This is a genomic window from Treponema porcinum (assembly GCF_900167145.1).
Lineage (GTDB): Bacteria > Spirochaetota > Spirochaetia > Treponematales > Treponemataceae > Treponema_D > Treponema_D porcinum.
Map to the genome: position 1 here is coordinate 1 of NZ_FUWG01000016.1, position 20163 is coordinate 20163.

Below are 20163 nucleotides of genomic sequence, written 5' to 3' on the forward strand. Positions count from 1 at the left end.
CAGGCTTGGTCATATAACAAAATGCGGGAACAGAAACTTACGCTCTCTCCTTATACTGGCGGCATGGTCACATGTAAGGTCAAAAGGAAGCGGAGCATTAAGGGAAAAATATCTATATATGACGCAGGTTCAAAGCAAAGGAAAAAAAATTGCAATTGTGGCTGTAGCAAGAAAACTTGCAGAGTTGATGTACACGTTGCTGAAGACAGGAACATCATATGAAAACAGACCTTCAACTTCAATATCACAACTTGCAGTTGAAGCTTTATCAAAAGCATCGTAAAATTATGGAATCAGGAGTTCCTTGCTATTGACAAATATCATAGGAGAATAATTCCTTTCATACAACCAGCAAGTTTTCCTTCTTCAATTGTGTCGTCTTCTATCCATTCTTCAAAATCGATTTTAAAATGTGCCTGATAGTAATTATCACCCTGCTGAGGTCTAATACGGCTTGTGTTTCCTCGAAGCCTCATTCCAATGTCTTCTGCCTGCCAGGTATACTCGCCTTTTGTCATTTTAAAATCTGCGTGAATACAGTCTTCATTCTTTGGATTTGTATCGTAATTTTCAAGAAGCGTATTCCATTCAGAACGGTCAATTGTAAGCGTAATTTCTGCAACTGCGTCAGTTCCAAAAATCAAGTCAAGGTTTTGTGTTCTTGTTGCAAACGGAACAGGCTCAATTACATCCATTAATTTGCTTGATTTTGTAATACCGTTGGTTTTATTTCCGCTTGTATCAACTGCTTTAATCGTAAATGAATATTCTTTTCCGGTTTCTACTTCAAATTCATATTTCTGAGTTCCAGGACTTACAAAAACAGTATTTTCCGCCATCGATGTAAATAAAGAACGGGAAGCATATTCAATTTTCTTACCGTCATAGGTAATTTCATAACCGAATACATCTTCAGAAACAGAATCCGTCCATGTAAGTTTTGCAATTCCGTCGGCAACTTTCAATTTTAAGTTTGTAACTTCTTCCGGCGGCGTTTTATCGCTTGAATCAACAGGAGAAACATTCTCTGATGAAACACCGGCAGAAACATTTGTTGATTTATCAATCGTTTTTAAAGTAAACGTGTATGACGTGCCGTTAGTAAGTCCGGTTACAGTAATAGTATTTCCCTTTACAACAACAGGTTCTTTTAGCGTTCCTTCAGCAGGTACTGCACTTACTTCAACGCCGTAAAAATCCTTGTCTGCCGGATTAGTCCACGTCAAAAAAACAGAACTGTCATTTGGTACTGCATTAAGACCGATTATCTCAGCAGGCGGAGTCCTGTCCGCATCATCAGAATCACTGTCTGAAGAACAGCCTGTAAACAACATTCCCCAAAGAAACAGAATGCCTGTAAATAATAATAAAAACTTCTTTTTCATACATTCTCCCATAAAAAGTCAAGAAAACTGTTTCAACATCCGATTTGACTTTTTATGCCGCTTTTTAAAGAAATTAAAAGCGTCGGTTTGATAAGGAAATTCGCAACGCGAACTTGTGAAAAAAACTTTGACGCCATTTCAGGCAAAGTTCTTCTTACACTCTCCATAAGAAAAAGTAACAAAAAGAAGTATACCCCCCCCCCTAAAAATTTGTCAAGTAATTTTTTGTTATAAAAACGCATTGAGGGAGTCCGCATAAAAAAGTATAATCCGATTATGGCGACTTCAAAAGAGTACATTGACTTTATCCTTGACCAGCTTTCTTCTCTTGAAGGAATTACGTTCCGCAAGATGATGGGCGAATACATTATTTATCTTAATGAAAAAATTGCGGCTTATGTCTGCGATCACAGGCTGCTTGTAAAAATTACTCCGACGGCACAGAAAATGCTTCCCGGTGCGCCGCCGGCTGAGCCGCCGTATGCCGGAGCAAAAGATATGATTCTTGTTGAAAACGTTGACGACCGGGAATTTCTTGCAAATCTGTTTACCGCACTTGAACCGGAAATGACACTTCCGAAAAAGAAAAAGCCACGCAAATAAAAACACGAGGCGGAATGTAAAAGCATGCCTCACTTGCGTTTTTTTTACGGCTGATATACATTTTTCTCTATGGATTTTATGAAAGAAGCGCTTTCCGAAGCGTATAACGGCATTGAAAACCGGCACGGCGGTCCGTTCGGCACTGTAATCGTAAAGGACGGAAAAATCGTTGGCAAAGGACACAACAAGGTACTTTTAAAGCGCGACCCGACCTGTCACGGAGAAATGGAAGCTATCCGCGATGCCTGTAAAAATCTTGATACGTTTGACCTTTCAGGCTGTGAACTTTACACAACGGCAGAACCGTGTCCGATGTGCCTTGGCGCAATTTTATGGGCGAACATTAAAAAAGTCTATTTCGGCTGTACGCAGAAAGATACGGCTGAAATCGGATTCAGGGACGAACAGTTTTACGACTATCTGCACGGAAAGGCGGACATTCTTACGCTCAGCGAATGTGAGCGCGCCGAATGCCTTAAGCTTTTTTCCGATTATTCTGAAAAAAACATTCAGCGTTACTGACGTATTATGCACACCGACTAGCTTTTTGAACTTGTCTATATTCTTCTTGAAAAAAAGAAAGTTACTGCCGGCGAAATGGCGCGTCATTTTGGTGTTTCCGCGCGAACTGTTTACCGCTGGGTGGAAGCGCTCAGTATGGCGGACGTTCCTGTTTACGCAGAAAAAGGAAAGGGCGGCGGAATAAGAATTTCGGAGAATTACGCGATTGACAAAGCCGTTCTTACGGAGCGGGAAAAACTTGACGTTCTTGCAGGAATAAGAACGCTGAGTACGATTTCTTTGGAAAATGCTTCCGGTTCAGGCGGAAAGAATGACGGAACGGAAAAAAAGCAGCATTCAGTCAGCAATCACAAAAATTCAGTCACTGTTCCGCACAAGCGCAGGAAAATGCGGAACGCGTACTGTCCAGCCGCAGAAACTTATCTTCCGCGGACAGGCGTGGTACTTGTACGGTATGTACAGTCAGAATGAACCGGAAAATCCTGCGGATAAAGAAAAGTCTTTGGCGGATAAAAAAAAACAGGATGCGTTTTTTCAAGCTGAACAGAATGAGAAACATTACTGTCCTGAACGTACCGGTTCTTCCTGACGCATTCGAAGGTCTTTCTGATGAAACTGCCGGAACTTACGATGAAACAGGGGAAATTCAGTTTGTCCGCCTTACGCTTGAAGTTTCAAAATCGGCAGTCTACAGGATTATGGACGAATACTGCGTTGAATCCATAGAAGATACGGAAGACGGCACAAAAATCATAACGCTTTCACTGCCCGAAATATACTGGCTTACATATTATCTTATAAATTTTGGCACGGAACTTGAAGTTCTTGCGCCGCAAAAAATACGCAATAATATCGCTGAAGAAATCAGGCGGATAAACGAACTGTATGAAAACAAAATATGACACTATGCAGTCAGTTTTTGTGTGATATAATTATTCCATGCATTTTACAGAAGTAAAATCTATCCTTTCTGCACAGAACGGAATGAACATTTACCGAGGGTGTACGCACGGCTGCATTTACTGCGATTCGCGTTCGGACTGCTACCACACACCCAAGCCTTTTGAAGATATTGAAGTAAAGCAGAATGCGCCTGCCCTTTTGGAAAAGGCGCTGCGCTCAAAACGCCGTAAATGTATGATTGGCACAGGTGCAATGTGCGACCCGTACATGCACTGCGAAAAAGACCTGCTTCTTACGCGGCAATGCCTTGAAATTATAGAACGGTACGGCTTTGGACTTGCAATTCAGACAAAGTCGGACAGAATTTTGCGAGACATTGATCTTTTAAAATCAATCAACAGAAAAGCAAAATGCGTTGTACAGATGACGCTTACAACTATGGACGACAGTTTGTGCCGCATAATAGAACCGAACGTTTGCGCAACAAGCCGGCGCATTGAAGTGCTGAACATTATGCGCGACTGTGGAATTCCGACGGTTGTGTGGCTTGACCCGTTTTTGCCGCATATAAACGACACGATGGAAAATTTTTCTTTCCTTATGAAAAGCTGCATTCAGGCAAACGTGCGCGGAATTATCTGCTTTGGAATCGGGCTTACGCTAAGGAACGGAAACCGCGAATATTTTTACGATGCACTGGATGCGCACTTTCCGGGACTTTCTGAAAAGTACAGGCAGGAGTTTAAAAACAATTACGTTGTTACAAGCAGGAACAACAGAAAAATAATGGATTTTTTCTATACTACCTGCCGTGCGCACAACATACTCTGCACCCCGGACGAATGTTTTTCATACTTGCACCATTTTCCAGAAGAAGAACCTTTGCAGCCGGAGTTGTTTTAAAAGAACATCAGGGCAATTGCTTGCCCTGCATGAATTTTCCTCTAAAACATCATTTTACGAAAATAAATTACGAAAAATTATTACTCCCACTTAAAGAATTTTACCGTAATGATGCTGCACACAAGCATAATCAAAATCATTATAATTACTGGAACGATGACATTGCCGGATGCAAGGCCAAGGCTTGCGTTTTTTAGGATTTTTATTCCCTGCGTTAAAGGCATGATGTCAGCGATTTTTTGAAGCGTTGAAGGCATTACTTCATACGGTAAAGTTGCGCCGGAAAAAATCAGCATCGGAAAATACAAAAGGCTTGCAATAATTCCTGCTGTCTTTGAATCTTTTGAAACGCCACCTGCCATCATTCCTATGCTGAACATAGTAAACATCACCAGAAAATATTCTGCAAAAAACACCGCAAAGTTTCCTTTCATTCTGAAACCGAAAAAGCAAAATGATACTGTAAACAGGCTGATTAAAGATGCAAGCGCATAAAAAGCATACATTGAAACTTCTGTCATAAGGACAAGGGCTGGTTTTACGGGCGTTACCTGATAGCGTTTTAAAATATGCTTTGCTCGGTAATCCGAAATTACAAGCGGAAGTCCCATAACACCGCCTGCGCAGATTGAAATAGTGCACAGCGCGCCGAACGACTGCTCAAGAAAAGTATACGGCGCACCTTCAAACGCAGGCTTTTGTCCAAAAACAAGTCCTAAAATTACAAGAACTACAAGCGGCATTATTACTGCAAAAATCAGCATGTCCATTCCGCGAAAGCTCATCTTCAATTCGTTTTTAAGTAAAGTTCTGAATGTTTTGAATGTGTTAAAAGTCATTTTTTCTCCCATAATAATCTGTTAAAAATCTGTTATTTCTCTGTGAACCAAAAGTATGCGTCTTCAAACTTTTCTTTTCCGCTTTCCTGTTTTGCCTGAGCGACTGTTCCTGAAAATACGGTTTTTCCTTTTTTCAAAATCAGGATTTCATCGCAGAGCGCTTCAACTTCGTCCATAAAATGAGAAGTCAGAAGAATTGAAAGCCCGCGTTTTTTCAAAGATTCCAGAATTTTCCAGACGTCACGCCTTGAGCGCGCATCAAGACCTGTAGTAAGTTCATCTAAAAACACGACTTCAGGATTTGGGAGCAGGGCAAGAACTATAAAAAGCCTTTGCCTTTCTCCGCCTGACAAATCTTTTACAAAGCTGTTTACCTTGTCTGCAATTCCAAAGTCAGAAAGCAGTTTTTTGTAATCATTCGGATTTTTGTAAACGCAGGAAGTGTTTTCGCACAGTTCAGAAACTTTTATAAGTTCCTGATATTTTGCTTCCTGAAACTGAACGCCTGTTTTTTCAAAAACACTCGTCCTGCTTTTTACGGGATTTTTACCAAGAATAAAAACTTCGCCAGAGTCCATTTTTTTTGTTCCCAAAATGCACTCAAGGCTCGTGCTTTTGCCCGCGCCGTTTGCGCCAAGCAGTCCGAACACGCTTCCCTTGAGAACAGTAAAACTCAAGCTGTCGACTGCAACGTGTTCGCCGTACGTTTTGCTAAGATTCTTTACAGTGATTGCATTCATTTTTTCACCTCGCTTTTATGCAGGAATCTTAGCGCATGCAAAAACTCTGGTGTGCAAGTGGAGGGTTTTAAAATTTGATTTTTTTTACGATTTTCCGTTTTCAGTCATCTGCTTTATTTTGTTCAGAATGTTGATTACTTCGCGGGCATTTTCTTCTGCCTTTTCAAGTGAAAAGACAAGTCTGTCACACACAGAAACAATGTCTTCGTTTTCTTCGGGTGTATTCAAGGCTTTAAGAATGTCTTTCTGGTTTTTGTTTATTCTGTATTCAAGGGCATTCAGCATGCGTAAAATTGCAGACAGCGAATAATTTGCGCACCTGAGCGAACGGATTATTTTAAGGCGGTTTATGTCATCTGCGTCATAAATCCTGTAGCCGTTTTTCTTTCGCTTTACTTTAAGAAGTCCGCTCATTTCCCAGTTTCGGATTGTATCTATCGTAAGGTTTAATTCAGCAGCTGTTTCGGAACGTTTTAAAAATGGTTTTTCAGTTTTTGATGTTCCGAAGTCTTTGCAAGTTCCGCCGGAATTTTCACCGCGCTTTTTTTGTTCGCATTATTTTGAAAATCGTTTTTGTAAAGTTCTTCGCAGATTTCTGCTGCTTCTTTTGCGTTCTGTTTTTCGCGCCCTGCAATCAAAATGTATTCCTGTGCAAGCTGAACTGCCTCGTCAAACCGGCATTGCGCGGAAAGTTTTACGACATTTACGATGCGGCTTCTTAACCCTGCCTGCATAACTTCTATTTGAAATGCTTTTCTGAGGAGCGCAATCTGCTTTAAATGAATGTCAGTAAAAATGCGGTAGCCGTTTGGTTTTCGCAAAGGCTTTTGAATAAGTCCCCATTCTTCGTATTTTCTTACTGTGTTTGGGTGGACTCCTGCGTTTTTTGCAATTTGGCTTGTGGTGTATGTTCCGGTCATTTTGTGTTATTTTTTAAGCACCATTCCAGAAGTTCTGAACAGAACAGTGTAAGAAACGCAAAAACAAGAAGCCAGAACGGATATAATGAAATTGAAACATTCTGGGCAACAAGTCCGAAAAGCGGAGGCATAAACGTACTTCCTGTGTAGGCACTTGCCATTTGAATTCCTACAACCGCCTGAGAATTTTCCTTTCCAAAACGGGCAGGCGTTGCGTGGATTATTGATGGATAGACAGGCGCACAGCCTATACCAGCTGTAATGAGTCCTGCAAGTGCCGGTACATCAGAAGAAAAAGGCAGAATAATCAGGATAATTCCAAGAATTGCAACAGTGCAGCCGATGCGAATAAGGGATGAGTCGCCAGCCTTTTCTGCAATAAAACCGTTCAAAAACCTTCCTGACATAATACCTATATAGAAAAACGATGCAAAGCGGGCAGCTGTTTCTGCGGCAATTCCGCGGAACTGAACAAGATAACTTGCCGCCCACAGTCCTGCCGTAGATTCAAGTGCGCAGTAGCCGAAGAACGAAACAAGCACAAGCGGAACGCCTTTTATTCTAAAGACTGAAAAAATTGTATGTTTTACTGTCTTTCTTCCATTGCTGATGACAGCCTGTTCCTTGTCAGAAACAGTTTTTTCCGAAACACTTTTCCACAGTGGAAGAGCTGCAAAAAGTACGGCAGAAAGCATAAGCTGAATGTACGAAACGGCGCGGTATCCTCCGTGCCAGCCAGACGGGCGCGTAAGAAATAAGCCCATTATGTACGGACTTACAGACACGCCTATTCCCCAGAAACAGTGAAGCCAGCTCATATGCCGCGCCTTAAAATGAAGCGCAACGTAATTGTTCAGGGCGGCATCAACCGCGCCGGCTCCAAGTCCATACGGAACAGCCCACAGACAGATTACAAAAAATGACGGTGCCGTAGAAAAACCGAAAAGCGCTGCTGCCGTCATAAAAACAGAAACTGCCGTAACAAAACCGGCACTTGTTTTCCGCGTCATCCTGTCGCTCAAAAGGCTTGAAAGAATAGTTCCGCCAGAAATAATCATACTTACAATTCCGGCATAGGAAAGCGGCACTCCCAGTTCCATTCTTATGACAGGCCAGGCCGAACCAAGAAGAGAATCCGGAAGTCCAAGACTGATAAAGGCGGCATAAATGACAGGCAATAAAAGAGAAATCATAATAACTTTCACCTGTGCATTACGTTATTACAAACTGCACTAAAATCATATAGCACACCGTTCCGCCTGCAATCGAAAGAAGCATCTGACGCCGCCACAAGTGAAGAAGAACAGTTACGGCAATCGAAACGAATTCCGCAAGTCCGTGCATTCCGTGAAAAACGTCAACGTTTTTGAGGCAATACACAACAAGCATACCGAAAACGGCGGAAGGAAGCGCTTTTCCCAGATACATAATGAAACGCGGAGTAGGACGCTTTTCCGAAAAAATAAAAAACGGGAGAAAGCGCGTAATCATCGTAGCAAGCGCGCACGCGGCAATAATTACAATCTGCTGAAAATGCGTCATTTTTCAGCCTCCACATCAAAATCTGCTTCCAGCGGTTTTCTAAAAATGCTTAAAAGCGCAAGAATTGCAATCATTGAAGGAATCATAAACCGTCCGCTTCCAAAGAAAAAAAGACACAGCGCAGAACAGCCAAGACCGATTAGCGCCGTCCAGTGAGATTTTTCCTTGAGCCACTGTTCCATAAAAATAACGACGAACATCGCCGTCATTACAAAATCAAGACCTTTTGTATTGAACGTAATCAGCGAACCTAAAATTCCGCCGAGCGTTGCGCCGGAAACCCAGTACAGATAGTCCAGAAGCGTAACGAAAAAGTAGAACCAGCCCCTGTCAATTCCGTCCGGGATTTTTGCAGTATAATTGATTGAAAAAGTTTCGTCGCACATACCGAAAATCAAAAAAGTCTTTTTTATGCCCATAGACTTGTATTTATCGAGCATTGAAATTCCGTAGAAAAGATGGCGCGCCTGAATAAGAAGCGCCATAATGAATGACTGAACAGGCGCAAACGGCGAAAGCAGCATAGAAACCGCGACAAATTCAAGCGAACCGCCGAAAATAATTGCACTCATACACATCGGGTAGACAAAACTGAATCCCGAAACGTTCATATAAATACCGTAGGCAAAACTCAAAAACCAAAATCCGGCAAAAATCGGAATAGTAAACGGAAACGCCGCCTTAAGCGCAGCAAGCAGAACAGATTTCTTTTTCATAGTTATGATTTTAGAGCGTATACCAAAACAGCGTTTTATGCAAACATTGCGTAAAAACAGGCGTTTTTTGTGCAGACTGACAATGTCTTTTTCAAAAAATTCTGTTAGTATTGGCGTATGTTCAGACAGATGAGAAGATTTAAACAGCAGCTTGCAGACGAAGACTGTAAGAAACTGCTCAGGGAAGAGCCGCGCGGTATTCTTTCGCTTCTTGGCGACGATGATTATCCATACGGAATTCCGATGAATTTCTATTACGATGAGGAAGAAAGCGTAATCTACTTCCACGGCGCAAAAGAAGGACACAAAGTTGACGCGATTAAAAAGCACGACAAAGTATCGTTCTGCGTATATGACAAAGGATTTAAAAAGCCGGGCGAATGGGCGCTGAACATCAAGAGCGTCATCGTGTTCGGTAGGATGAGTTTTATTCAGGACGAGGCGCTTTCCGTGGAAAAATGCCGCATTCTGGGACAAAAATACAATCCTAGCGCAGAAGCCGTAGAAGAAGAACTGAAAAATGCACTTCCGCGCCTTCAGATGTTTGCGCTTCACATCGAACACATCTCTGGAAAAATCGTAAACGAATCGTAAGATTTTTCTCAGGCTCGGCAGATTTACCTTGCACAAAGCGGATTATCTTTGTATATTGAATTCAGCGATAATCCGTGAGGGATTAGCAAGCATATTTGGAAAAAATGCCTTTTATGTAACAAGTCAACAGCACGGTCTTTCTGACCTGGCTTGTTTTAAATTGCGAGACTCATGCGTAACCGTATGGCTATGCGTGCGTCTTTTTGTTTTTTAAACTGAACGACCCGGTACGTCATATTCATACGGCGCACCGGGTTATTTATTTTAACCGTTTTTATGGAGCGTAAGGTAAAAACTGCCGGAACAGCCAGGTTTTTACCTGCCCCAAAAAGTTTGCGTTGCAGACTTGATAATCTATTGCTGTTTCCGCAGAAATTTGCGCATCAGTTTATTCATTGCGGAACAGCGTAAAAAGTCAGCCGATTGCAAAAAAATCTTCCCGGCTTTTTACAGGAGTTCTGACTTTATGGAACAAATGAAATGGATTGTGCTTTCCGTTGCCGTCATTATGTATGTACTTGTCATCGTCTTTCAAAAAAAGAAAGTTTGGTTCACCACAGGAGCAGCCGTGCTCATCGTGATTACGGGCTGTATCTTTCCGGGAGCGATATTCTCCCTGCCGGAAACGTCATCTTCATCAAAATTATTTTTGCACACCTACGCGCTCACCCATACGGCGCTTGAAATCATCAACTGGAACGTCATTCTCATTTATCTTGGAAGTATGATTATCGCCGCGCTTTTTATCTATTCAAAAGTACCGGCGCGCATTGCGGACGCGATTGTTGCCTCGTTCAAAAATACAGGTCTTGCAATGACAGCAATTCTGGTTATGACGGGAATAATCTCTATGTTCGTAGAAAACGTGGCGACAGTTCTTGTTATGGCACCGGTTGCGCTTGCGATGTGCAGAAAACTCGAAATCAATCCTGCAACTTTTATGATTGGTCTTGCCGTTATGTCAAACCTTGAGGGAACTGCGACTCTTGTAGGCGATCCGCCGTCAATGATTTTTGCAAGTTACGCCGGCTACACTTTCATAGATTTCTTCTTTCATCAGGGAAAATTCTCTATTTTCTGGATTGTGCAGGCAGGACTTTTAACAGGGTGCATTTATTTTTTCATCCGTTTTTCCAGCTGTGGAAAAAACAGTCTACGCCCGGAAAAAATGCAGGTCGTTTCATACGTTCCGCTCTGGCTGCTGCTTGCAATGATTTTCGGACTGGCAGCCCTTTCGTTCATACCGAACTGCCCGCCGTTTTCAGGAGGAATATTTGTTCTTGCAACAGGACTTTTCGGTCTTGTTTGGTACTGTTTCCGCAAAAAAGACGCAGACGCGTCCGCCATTTCGCTTGTAAAAGAACTTGACTGGGAAACGATTTTCTTTCTTCCCGGAATTTTTACGGTCATCGGTGCAATTCAGGAAACAGGACTTTTAAACGATTTTGCGCAAGTGCTTTCAGGCATAACGGGCGGCTCAAAACTTGCAGGATTTATTATGATTATCGCCGTTTCGGTGATTATAAGCGGATTTGTAGACAATGTGCCGTACATAATGGCAATGCTTCCGGTAGTGCGCGAAATGGTTTTGTCAATGAACGCAAGTCCTGAACTTTTTATGTTTGCGCTTCTTACAGGAAGCTGCCTTGGCGGAAACCTTACACCGTTCGGGGCCAGCGCAAATATTGTTGCAATGGGAATTGTGCGGAAGCAGGGATATGAAATGAAATTCTCAAAATGGCTTACGACCGGAGTTCCGTTTACGATTCTTACGACAGCGGCAGCGGCAGCAGTCCTGTGGCTTATCTGGGCATAAAGCCGCCTGTGTACGAAAATGTGTATGCGCAGGGTGCGTTACTTTTTTATGCAGCGCGCCACCGTTTCGTACATTTTAAGCGGCTCTATCGGTTTTGAAAGATGCGCGGTCATTCCGGCAGAAAAACATTCCTCCTTGTCTGACTCGTAGGAATTTGCCGTCATTGCAATTACTGGAACTGTTTTTGCATCAGGGCGGTCAAGATTTCTTATGGCGCGCGTTGCTTCAAGTCCGTTCATCACCGGCATACGCACGTCCATAAGGATAACGTCATACGCGCCCGGTGCAGAGGCAGAAAACGCATCTAAGCACTTCTTTCCGTCCTTAACGGCAGTAACGATGCACCCTGCATTTTCCAGAAGCCTGCACAAAATCTGACTGTTCAGTTCAACGTCCTCGCACACAAGAACGCGCGCACCCTTTATGCGTTCATTCACCGCCCCGGAATATTCTGCGTCACTTTCCAATGCCGTCTTTTTTTCCTGAACTTCATCCGCAAAAGTAAAATCAAGGCAGACAGTAAAAACAGTTCCTTCGCCGGGCGTACTCTGAACGTCAATAGAACCGTTCATCAGTTCGATTATGTTTTTTGAAATTGAAAGACCAAGCCCCGAACCAGAGGAACGTTCCGTATCATCATTAAGTTCCTGCGAATATGGCGTAAAAAGACTGTTCTGAATAAATTTCCGGCTCATTCCGATTCCCGTGTCACGGAACTGTATTTTTACGCGCTCGGTTTTATCGTTTGCGGAAACAGTTTCAAACGAAAGGACGACAGAACCGTTCTCCGGTGTAAATTTTACCGCATTCGACAGAATGTTCATAAACACCTGCTTAAGCCTGAGTTCGTCTTCCAGAATGAAACGGTCAGGATTGAATTTTTCAAACTCAACGGAAAAACGTATGTTCTTTTTCCGCGCGGCAGGCTTTATCATATCCGAAACATTTTCTATAAAATCTTTTATGCAGAAAATATGCCTGTCAAACTTAAGTTTTCCGTGTTCAAGTTTCTGCATATCAAGAATGTCATTTATAAGGCTGAGCATATAACGGCAGGAACTTCGCGCCGTTTTCATATTTTCGCGGATTTCGTCAACAGTCTCAGACTGTCCGGCAAGTTCAAGCATTCCTACAATTCCGTTCATCGGAGTACGAAGGTCGTGGCTTATTCGCGCAAAAAAGTCGGAGCGTTCCTCGTTCCGTTCAATCATCCGGTTTCGGTCACGCTTCATCATAACTGCATAAATTGCAAGAAAACTTATCCAGAGAACCATACACACGCAAAGAACAAGGAGCACTATAAAAGAAGAAAAATGCTGCTGCACGAAAAAACGCACGTTGATTTTTGGAAAAATGTTCCGCGTATGCTTCATCATTGCATTGTCTATTACAGAAACGTCAAGCAGATGAAGCCCTTTGTTTACTATACTGCAAAGTGTCTGCGCATCTTCACCGTAAAATTGAATTCCAAAACCAAGCGGAACGTCCGTCATCGGAACGGCAGATATTCTTCCAAGACTTTCAGCTATTATGACGTTTTCCGCACTGTATAAATCAATGAACACAAGGTCAATTTTTCCACCGTACAGGCGGCGCATACACTCCTGCGGAGAACCGTATTCTACAATCGTGTAGTCGGGGTATTTTTCCTGAATGTACTCGCGCACGCCGTCACGGTTACGCACAACGCCTACTGTATACGCCCTGCCGGTTTCGTACACCGAGCCGATACGGTGATACAGGCGAAATGGCAGCGTAATGACAGAATCGCTTATACAGGAGGAAGAACCGTACACCTGGCAGAAAGAACATATAGTACGGAACATAGCGTCGCTTTCAAGGGAATGGTCAGCTTCGTCGTCAGGTACATACGTAAAATCAAGGGAAGTAATTTTTGCAAGTTCCCGGCATATATCAACAAGAACGCCCTCCATCTTTCCTTCACTTCTGTTGAACCAGGCAAGCGGTTTTGCATCAGGAGCAAGATAAACCGTAAGGTGCTTGTTTTTTGAAATGCAGTCAACTTCACTTTTATTAAAAGGAGAAGAAACCATCACCGGGAACCATTTTCTGAAAAGCCTGTCGTCCCTGTCCGGCTGATGAAGGTTTATCTGAATGATTGCTTCGCTTATCTGCGCAGCAAGTTTTTCGTTCCCTTTCCAGGACGCAAAATAGAACGGCGCATACGCAAATTTTTCTATAAGCCGCCAGTCAGAATGAATTGCGTGTGAATTGGCAGCAACTAAATCAATTTCACCAGTTTCAAGTGCACGGTCAAGTTCATTCTGCGTTCTGTATCTGCGGATGGTAAAATGCAGGTTCTTTGATTTCATGAGTTCTTCAAGCTGCTGTTCGATTACATAACCGTCCATAAGTCCTACAACAGCATTCTGAATCGCATCGTAATCCTCATAGATAAAATCAGTATCTGCACGGGCGGCAAGTTCTGCAATGGTGTAGCCGTAACTTGCATCGCACATTGCATAACGATCCTTGCGCTCTGCCGTACGCTGCATTGTTCCCACCAAATCAATTTCGTGCGCCTCAAGCATTTTAAGCGCATTGTCCCAGGTGCCGCAGTCAACAAATTCAAATGAAAGCGGCGCATAGTCCGACACCGCAGAAAGATAGCTTGTATCAAAACTGCTTACAGAACCGTCTGGCTGTTTCTGGTAATAATTTCCTAAATCAAAATACGCAACTTTTACAGTCCGCCTTTCTAAAGACTGCATTTCTGCCGGAAGAAAAAATGCGGCACAAAGAAAAACAGCCGCACAGACAGCAATTTTTTTTATCCTGCACAAAACAATTCTTTTCACCTCTCCTCCTTCCGCCCATCATTCAGGGATTTTTACAAAAGACTTTCAAGTTCCTGCTTTTTTTCCATAAGATTTTCATACAGCAGCAAAAGTTCTTCGCCGTCCTCTTTTTTTCGGAGAAGCGCAGTGATTTTTTCAAGCAGGACATAAAGCGGCGTAAGTCCGCAGTTTGCGGCAGAGCCTTTTAGCGAATGTGCCAGTTCAAAAGCATTTTCCGTCTGTTTTTTTTCAAGACTGTCGCCAAGACTCTTCCAGGCATCGTCTTTCAGCATAGTTTTTAACGCACTTATATAGAAAGAAAAATCATTGAGAAAGCGCTGCTTTGTCATCTCACTGTTCTCACAATGAAACTGCCTTAGAATGTCATCTATATCCATCTTTCAGCTCTTAGTTACTGCATAAATTACATTCAGTTTAAGTCCAGATACGTTAAAAATCAAGAAGATTTAGCCCGGCGACAAGAAGGCTTTGCGTAAATTTTACAGAACGCTTCTGTATATTTCTTCAACCTGAGCGGCAGAAAGCGGAACGTAGTTGTTCGCCATAAGACGCTGCTGTTTTGTCATTGTATTTTCGGTAAAGACTGCAATGTCCGCTTCTTTTGTACCGTATGCGCTCATCGGCTTTAAGGGCAGAATAATCTCCAGAAGCGAAGAAAGTGCGTCAAACGCCTTGTCCTCATAACAGTCAAGAAACGGCGACATAACTTTGCGAAGAAGGGCAATATCTCCTGACGGATTAAGTTTCTGGTAAGCGCGGAACACGGCAGAATAAAGAACGTAATTTGCTTCTCCGTGCGGAACGTGATACGCCGCTCCGAACGAATAGCTCATTGCGTGAACTGCACCTGTTCCTGCATTCCCGAACGCAATTCCCGCGTACGCAGACGCAAGCAGAAAATCACCGTAAAGTTTTTCCCGCGCGTCCGCTCCTTCGTCCTTTATCCTGCGGTATCCCCCAAGAATAAGCTCCGCCGCACGAATACTGAATTCCCGGCTGAAAGGAGTTGCCTTCGGTGAAAGGAAACTTTCAGTTGCGTGAACAAGCGCGTCTATGGAACTTGTCGCAAAAAACTGGTACGGAAGACCGTTTAAAAGCTCCGGAACAAGAACGGCTGAATTTGCAAAAAGCGCATCGTCAGAAAGTCCCATTTTTGTATGACGGGCGGTAAGTTCCAGAATGGAAATGTTCGTAACTTCGCTTCCAGTTCCGCAGGTAGTCGGCACAATGACAAGCTCTTTCGTCCGTTCCAAAGGAATTTTCCTGTCATACAGGTCAAGCACGGGTGTATATGTTTTCAGCGCAAGAAGTTTTGCTACATCAATAATCGTTCCGCCACCAACGGCAATAACTCTTTTATACGGAACGTCCTTTGTATCCTCATAAATTTTTTCTACAAGAACGTCCGTCGGCTCGCCGCTTCCATAATCATTTCGGAAAATAACGTGCGCGCCGTTTACAAGACCGTCAAAATATTTCCAGGACGAACGTCCGATAAAAACAAGATCGTCCGCGCCTATACAGAATGCCTTGCAGAATTCCTCTGCCGTATCGCAAAGATAGATGTCCGGTACTATCCTGAACTTTTTCATATTCACCACCATAAAAACCTTTGCAGTACAGGACTGCAAAGGTAAAAAGATAAAAACGGCGCTATTTTGAACAGTGCGCTATTGCCTCTTCATAAATATTCAATCCTGCCTCAAGCTGTGCATCGGTCATTACAAGCGGCGCAAGGAAGCGGATTACGTTATTGTACGTTCCGGCGTTTTCCATCAAAAGTCCGCGGGATGCGGCATACTGAATGATACTGCTTACAAGCTGCGGAGCAGGTTCTTTAGAAGCCTTGCTTTTTACAAACTCAATGCCAATCATTGCACCAAGACCGCGGACATCGCCTACGCACTCGTATTTTTCTTTCCATTTAGAAAAACGACTGAGGCATTTTGCACCGATTTCGTTAGCGCGGTCAAGCAGCTTTTCTTCATCAATTACGTCAAGCACCTTAAGTCCTGCGGCACACGCAAGGGCGTTTCCACCGTAAGTTCCGCCTATAACTCCGCCCGGAACGGAATCCATAATTTCATCGCGGGCAATTACCGCACTCAACGGAACTCCGCCTGCAATCGATTTTGCAGAAGCAATAATATCAGGCGCGCATCCGGCATCTTTCCAGTATTCAGAAGCAAAAAGCCTTCCGCTTCTTCCATAGCCGCACTGAACTTCATCTGCAACAAGAAGAATTCCGTTTTCATCGCAGATTTTCCGTATTGCCTGAACATACTCAATCGGTGCTGGAATAAATCCGCCTTCACCCTGCACAGGCTCTATTACGACGGCGGCAATTGAAGAAGCCTCAGCACATTCTTCAAAAACGTCAGTAATTTTTTTCACATAATAAGGAATTGCGCCTGCTTCAGACATTCCTTCCGGTCTGCGGTACAAATACGGAAACTCCGCCCGGAAAATGCCGCCCGGAAGCTGCCCCTGCCCTTTTGCATACGCTTTTTTTGAAGTCATTGCCATCGTAAGAAGCGTACGTCCGTGAAATGCCCCTGACATTACGATTATATTTGAACGTCCGGTGAACGCCTTTGCAATTTTCACGGCGTTTTCATCCGCCTCCGCGCCGCTGTTTGCAAACATTACTTTGTTATGCTCTCCGCGGACAGGAACGCGCGCGCCAAGTTTTTCTGCAAGAGAAACGTATCCTTCGTGCGTGACGATATTGAACATTCCGTGAAAATATTTTTCCGCCTGCTCCTGAACTGCCTTCACAAGTGCAGGATGAGAATGTCCTACGTTCAGAACGCCTACGCCGCCTACCCAGTCAAGAAATCTGTTTCCGTCAGGATCTTCAATAATTGCACCCTGCGCCTTTTCTATAACACACGGATAAATGCAGCGTATTGCATCCGGCACGGAAGCCGCACGCCTTTTTATAACCTGTGCCGCCTTAGGCCCCGGAAGTTCCTTTGTTATGATACAAGGTAATTCATCTTTCAGCATTTTCTGCCTCCAATAAAAAGTAAAATCGGAAATTGCAATTTCCAAGCAGATAAAATCCACGGCATTCAAGCGGCTTTATCCTGCATTCCTGTCGTCAAGAATATCACCAAAAACAAAGAGTGTTATGACGTATGCGGCATAAATAATAAAGAATGATTTGTACAAATTGCACAAATCATTATGAAACGCTATTATTCTGCTATGTCAGTTTCAATGCAGTCGCTCTACAGCGCAACAAAAGATATTTACCGCATAAAAGTCATCGCCGGAAAAGACGGAATGAACAGAAACGTAAGCTGGATGTATTATACGGAAGACGAATCTACAATCGCTTTTCTCCGCGGCGGTGAACTTGCCGTAACAACAGGACTAAGCCTTGAACGGCGCGTTCAGAACGAAAGTGCCCTGCACGGTGGAACGCCGGAAAGCATTGCAAACGCAGAAATAGAATACCTTGCGCATTTTATAACGAAACTTTCGGAACGCAACATTTCCGGCCTTATACTGAACGTCGGAAAATACATTACTTCCGTGCCGGAAGAAATCTGCGCACTGTGCGACAGGCTTTCTTTTCCACTTCTTACAATGCCCTGGGAAATCCACCTGATTGACGTTATGCAGGACTACGGAAACAGAATTGTAAGCGACAGGCAGAAAGTAATGACGACGGAAAAAGCCCTGTCAAATGCGCTTTTCTTCCCGGAACAGTTTGATTCTGCGCAGCTTGACGGAACTCGTTTTGCAGGGGCAGAAAAGTACAGCGTAATTCTTATGCAGATTCCGGAAGAATTTTTTAACGGCGAAGAAGAAAAAATCCGCCGGTACATGGACTTTTCGTTCAACGGAAAACTCAGGATTATGCCGTCAGAATTTGCATGCATTCTTCACGAAAGTTACATCGTATACGTATTCCACAGCGACGCGCGGAACGTTGCGCAGACACTCTGTACCGTAGCATCTCACGACCGTTACTTTAAGGGAATGAAAATTGCCGTTTCCGCAGTATGCAGGACTCCGGAGGAACTTTCAAACGAATACAGGCACGCAAAACTTGCACTTTCGTTCTGTGCGCCGGAAGAAACGCTCTGCGATTACAATTCGCTTGGAATTTACAGGCTTCTTGCAGAAGTTCAGGACAGGCGTATTCTTGAAGCATTTTATGAAGAAACGCTCGGAAAACTGGCATTTTTTTCAGAAGACAAGCGCAACGACTATCTGAACACGCTTTCGCTTTACCTTGAATCAAGCGGAAAAATCCAGAAAACTGCCGAAGAAAACGCAACTCACAGAAATACGGTAAATTACCGCATCCATAAAATCGCAGAAATGCTCGGAATAGACATTCAGGACGGACAGACGCGCTACAAAATCCAGACGGCGCTTTACATCCGCAAACTTCTTAAACGTACGGAATGTACTCAGGAGCAAAGACTGTAACTATATCATTAAAACAAAAACGTTTTCTTCCTGCTATGTGCACGGCGCACAAATTTATTTTATTTTTATGTGCACGCATATAATTGTTCACACCCTACGTTCATCTTATAGTCGCACTGTCAGCAAAAAAAAGAAGTTTTGCTGACAGAATTCTATTAAACCTATTGACATAATAGGTAAATAGATTTATAAATATGCTCAATTCCGGGAAACACCGGAAAAAAAACAAAAGGAGGCGTGGTAAAAATTACATCCCTGCAATTTTTACCACTCAAGTTTATTACGTGCGTTGCATTTCATAAACTTGAATTCGGCGCTTCCATACGCCGCTGCTAACGCGGTTCTAAAGGAGTTTGCTATGAAAAAAACACTTGGTATTGCAGCTGCTGCACTTGTTGCAGGCGCATCGCTTTTTGCAGAGGGACTTTCCGTAAACGGATTTATCCGCTCTGGTATTTCAATCGATCCTAAGGGTGAAACAGTAAAAACAGACACCTGGCTTCCTGGAGACTATTTTGGCGGCGGTTCGCGCCTTCGCCTGAACATAAACTATGACGGCGTAAACGGAGGAGCAACATTCCGCTATCAGAAAGACAAGTCATTTGCAACCAATAACTGGTTTGACAATGGCAACATCAAATGGGCAATGGGTTATGCAAAATTCCTTGACGGAAAAATCATTGCAGAAGCAGGAAAACTTGTTGACACCTATACTTCAACAGGCGGATGGGAAGACGGTACATTCGGTGACAATGCTGGTGCAGGAATCGGTGCACGCGTTGTAGTTTCTCCTGTAGAAGGACTTTTCATCACAGCTTCTGCAAGCGACATCTATCTTGAAAACTACGAAGCTGATGATGATAAAGTAAAAGACGGCGATGCAAGAGAAGGCGACCTTAAATTCAATGAAAAGCTTTTCGGCTTTACTGCAAAATATGCAACAGATGCATTCTTTGTAACAGGCGGCGTTCACCTTGCAAAATCATACTATGCATCATTCGGTCTTACAGCAGTAGACAACCTTACGCTTGTAGTAGAAGCGTTCATAAATGACACTGCAGATGAAGATGATCCTGTAACTACACTTTATCCGTGGGTTGAGTACACAGGAATCGAAAACCTTACGCTTGCAGCCCTTGGTGCAATCACAATTGTAGATGACTCAACTACAATTACAATCACACCGGCTGTATCTTACGCACTTACAGACGTTATCTCACTTGCAGCAGAAAGCACAATCACTATTCCTGACGCAGATGATGCAGACGATACGTATGCAGTAATCACACCGTCAGTAACGTTTGCAGCAAGTAAAAAGGCTTCTGCAACAGTATTTGCTTCTCTCAGCACAGATACAGACAGTGCAAAACATTCATTCGGTGCAGGCGTAAAATACGCATTCTAAGGAAACAAGG

Annotated in this window: 20 protein-coding genes and 3 pseudogenes; 11 read left to right on the plus strand and 12 right to left on the minus strand. The window is 43.3% G+C overall.

Annotation, left to right across the window (positions count from 1 at the left end):
* A pseudogene (locus B5D55_RS10010) lies at positions 1 to 283 on the plus strand (hypothetical protein); the annotation flags it as partial.
* A 37-nt stretch (positions 284 to 320) separates the two neighbouring features.
* On the opposite strand, the gene B5D55_RS10015 reads toward B5D55_RS10010, so the two are convergent.
* Positions 321 to 1385: a fibronectin type III domain-containing protein gene (locus B5D55_RS10015; RefSeq protein ID WP_159446207.1), complete on the minus strand. Its 1065-nt coding sequence runs from the start codon at positions 1383 to 1385 to the stop codon at positions 321 to 323.
* Between the two features lie 276 nt (positions 1386 to 1661).
* Here B5D55_RS10015 and B5D55_RS10025 point away from each other — a divergent pair, with 276 nt between their 5' ends.
* From B5D55_RS10025 to B5D55_RS10045, 6 genes and pseudogenes are all read left to right on the plus strand, one after another.
* Positions 1662 to 1988: a TfoX/Sxy family protein gene (locus B5D55_RS10025; RefSeq protein ID WP_078933882.1), complete on the plus strand. Its 327-nt coding sequence runs from the start codon at positions 1662 to 1664 to the stop codon at positions 1986 to 1988.
* A gap of 69 nt (positions 1989 to 2057) precedes the next feature.
* Positions 2058 to 2510 (plus strand): nucleoside deaminase, encoded by a 453-nt coding sequence (locus B5D55_RS10030; RefSeq protein ID WP_200805317.1) that lies wholly within the window; start codon positions 2058 to 2060, stop codon positions 2508 to 2510.
* Positions 2511 to 2546: 36 nt separating this feature from the next.
* A pseudogene (locus tag B5D55_RS10035) lies at positions 2547 to 2981 on the plus strand (helix-turn-helix transcriptional regulator); the annotation flags it as partial.
* Positions 2875 to 3099 (plus strand): WYL domain-containing protein, encoded by a 225-nt coding sequence (locus B5D55_RS12115; protein ID WP_456154919.1) that lies wholly within the window; start codon positions 2875 to 2877, stop codon positions 3097 to 3099. The pseudogene B5D55_RS10035 and the gene B5D55_RS12115, both read left to right, overlap by 107 nt.
* Positions 3059 to 3412 carry a helix-turn-helix transcriptional regulator gene (locus B5D55_RS10040; protein WP_159446208.1) on the plus strand — a complete coding sequence of 118 codons (354 nt, stop codon included), beginning with the start codon at positions 3059 to 3061 and terminating at the stop codon, positions 3410 to 3412. The genes B5D55_RS12115 and B5D55_RS10040 overlap by 41 nt, the downstream gene beginning before the upstream one ends.
* 37 nt (positions 3413 to 3449) lie before the next feature.
* Positions 3450 to 4316, plus strand: coding sequence for an SPL family radical SAM protein (locus tag B5D55_RS10045; protein WP_078933885.1), 867 nt, complete (start codon positions 3450 to 3452; stop codon positions 4314 to 4316).
* Positions 4317 to 4396: 80 nt separating this feature from the next.
* Here the strand turns inward: B5D55_RS10045 and B5D55_RS10050 are convergent, their stop codons facing one another.
* The 7 genes and pseudogenes from B5D55_RS10050 to B5D55_RS10075 all read right to left on the minus strand — a co-directional run bounded on the left by B5D55_RS10050 (position 4397) and on the right by B5D55_RS10075 (position 9073).
* A complete protein-coding gene (locus B5D55_RS10050; protein ID WP_078933938.1) occupies positions 4397 to 5155 on the minus strand; it encodes an ABC transporter permease in 759 nt (252 codons plus the stop codon).
* A 32-nt stretch (positions 5156 to 5187) separates the two neighbouring features.
* Positions 5188 to 5895, minus strand: a complete 708-nt coding sequence (locus B5D55_RS10055; RefSeq protein WP_078933886.1) for an ABC transporter ATP-binding protein — start codon at positions 5893 to 5895, stop codon at positions 5188 to 5190.
* An 84-nt stretch (positions 5896 to 5979) separates the two neighbouring features.
* Positions 5980 to 6351, minus strand: a pseudogene (locus tag B5D55_RS11765) (MerR family transcriptional regulator); the annotation flags it as partial.
* 17 nt (positions 6352 to 6368) lie between these two features.
* Entirely contained in the window at positions 6369 to 6815 is a 447-nt protein-coding gene (locus B5D55_RS11770; RefSeq protein WP_200805318.1) for a MerR family DNA-binding transcriptional regulator, read from the minus strand.
* The gene (locus tag B5D55_RS10065; RefSeq protein WP_078933887.1) at positions 6812 to 8008 is read right to left on the minus strand and encodes an MFS transporter; all 1197 of its coding nucleotides are present in this window, start codon (positions 8006 to 8008) and stop codon (positions 6812 to 6814) included. The genes B5D55_RS11770 and B5D55_RS10065 overlap by 4 nt, the downstream gene beginning before the upstream one ends.
* 19 nt (positions 8009 to 8027) lie before the next feature.
* A complete protein-coding gene (locus B5D55_RS10070) occupies positions 8028 to 8357 on the minus strand; it encodes a branched-chain amino acid transporter permease (protein WP_078933888.1) in 330 nt (109 codons plus the stop codon).
* Complete coding sequence (locus B5D55_RS10075; protein WP_078933889.1) at positions 8354 to 9073, minus strand: AzlC family ABC transporter permease; 720 nt, start codon at positions 9071 to 9073, stop codon at positions 8354 to 8356. Before B5D55_RS10075 ends, B5D55_RS10070 begins: the two co-directional genes overlap by 4 nt.
* A 129-nt stretch (positions 9074 to 9202) precedes the next feature.
* Here B5D55_RS10075 and B5D55_RS10080 point away from each other — a divergent pair, with 129 nt between their 5' ends.
* Together B5D55_RS10080 and B5D55_RS10085 are read left to right on the plus strand one after the other, a co-directional pair.
* Positions 9203 to 9667 carry a pyridoxamine 5'-phosphate oxidase family protein gene (locus B5D55_RS10080; RefSeq protein WP_234975423.1) on the plus strand — a complete coding sequence of 155 codons (465 nt, stop codon included), beginning with the start codon at positions 9203 to 9205 and terminating at the stop codon, positions 9665 to 9667.
* Between the two features lie 466 nt (positions 9668 to 10133).
* Positions 10134 to 11483 (plus strand): ArsB/NhaD family transporter, encoded by a 1350-nt coding sequence (locus B5D55_RS10085; protein ID WP_078933939.1) that lies wholly within the window; start codon positions 10134 to 10136, stop codon positions 11481 to 11483.
* A gap of 38 nt (positions 11484 to 11521) precedes the next feature.
* Here the strand turns inward: B5D55_RS10085 and B5D55_RS10090 are convergent, their stop codons facing one another.
* From B5D55_RS10090 to B5D55_RS10105, 4 genes are all read right to left on the minus strand, one after another.
* Complete coding sequence (locus B5D55_RS10090) at positions 11522 to 14302, minus strand: ATP-binding protein (protein WP_078933891.1); 2781 nt, start codon at positions 14300 to 14302, stop codon at positions 11522 to 11524.
* Positions 14303 to 14334: 32 nt separating this feature from the next.
* Entirely contained in the window at positions 14335 to 14679 is a 345-nt protein-coding gene (locus tag B5D55_RS10095; protein WP_078933892.1) for an Hpt domain-containing protein, read from the minus strand.
* A gap of 102 nt (positions 14680 to 14781) precedes the next feature.
* A complete protein-coding gene (locus B5D55_RS10100) occupies positions 14782 to 15894 on the minus strand; it encodes a 4-hydroxybutyrate dehydrogenase (RefSeq protein ID WP_078933893.1) in 1113 nt (370 codons plus the stop codon).
* A gap of 61 nt (positions 15895 to 15955) precedes the next feature.
* Positions 15956 to 17311: an aspartate aminotransferase family protein gene (locus B5D55_RS10105; protein ID WP_078933940.1), complete on the minus strand. Its 1356-nt coding sequence runs from the start codon at positions 17309 to 17311 to the stop codon at positions 15956 to 15958.
* 201 nt (positions 17312 to 17512) lie between these two features.
* Between B5D55_RS10105 and B5D55_RS10110 the strand changes: the two genes are divergently transcribed.
* Together B5D55_RS10110 and B5D55_RS10115 are read left to right on the plus strand one after the other, a co-directional pair.
* A complete protein-coding gene (locus B5D55_RS10110; protein WP_159446209.1) occupies positions 17513 to 18748 on the plus strand; it encodes a PucR family transcriptional regulator in 1236 nt (411 codons plus the stop codon).
* A 358-nt stretch (positions 18749 to 19106) separates the two neighbouring features.
* The gene (locus B5D55_RS10115) at positions 19107 to 20153 is read left to right on the plus strand and encodes a hypothetical protein (protein WP_078933895.1); all 1047 of its coding nucleotides are present in this window, start codon (positions 19107 to 19109) and stop codon (positions 20151 to 20153) included.
* Positions 20154 to 20163: the final 10 nt, after the last annotated feature.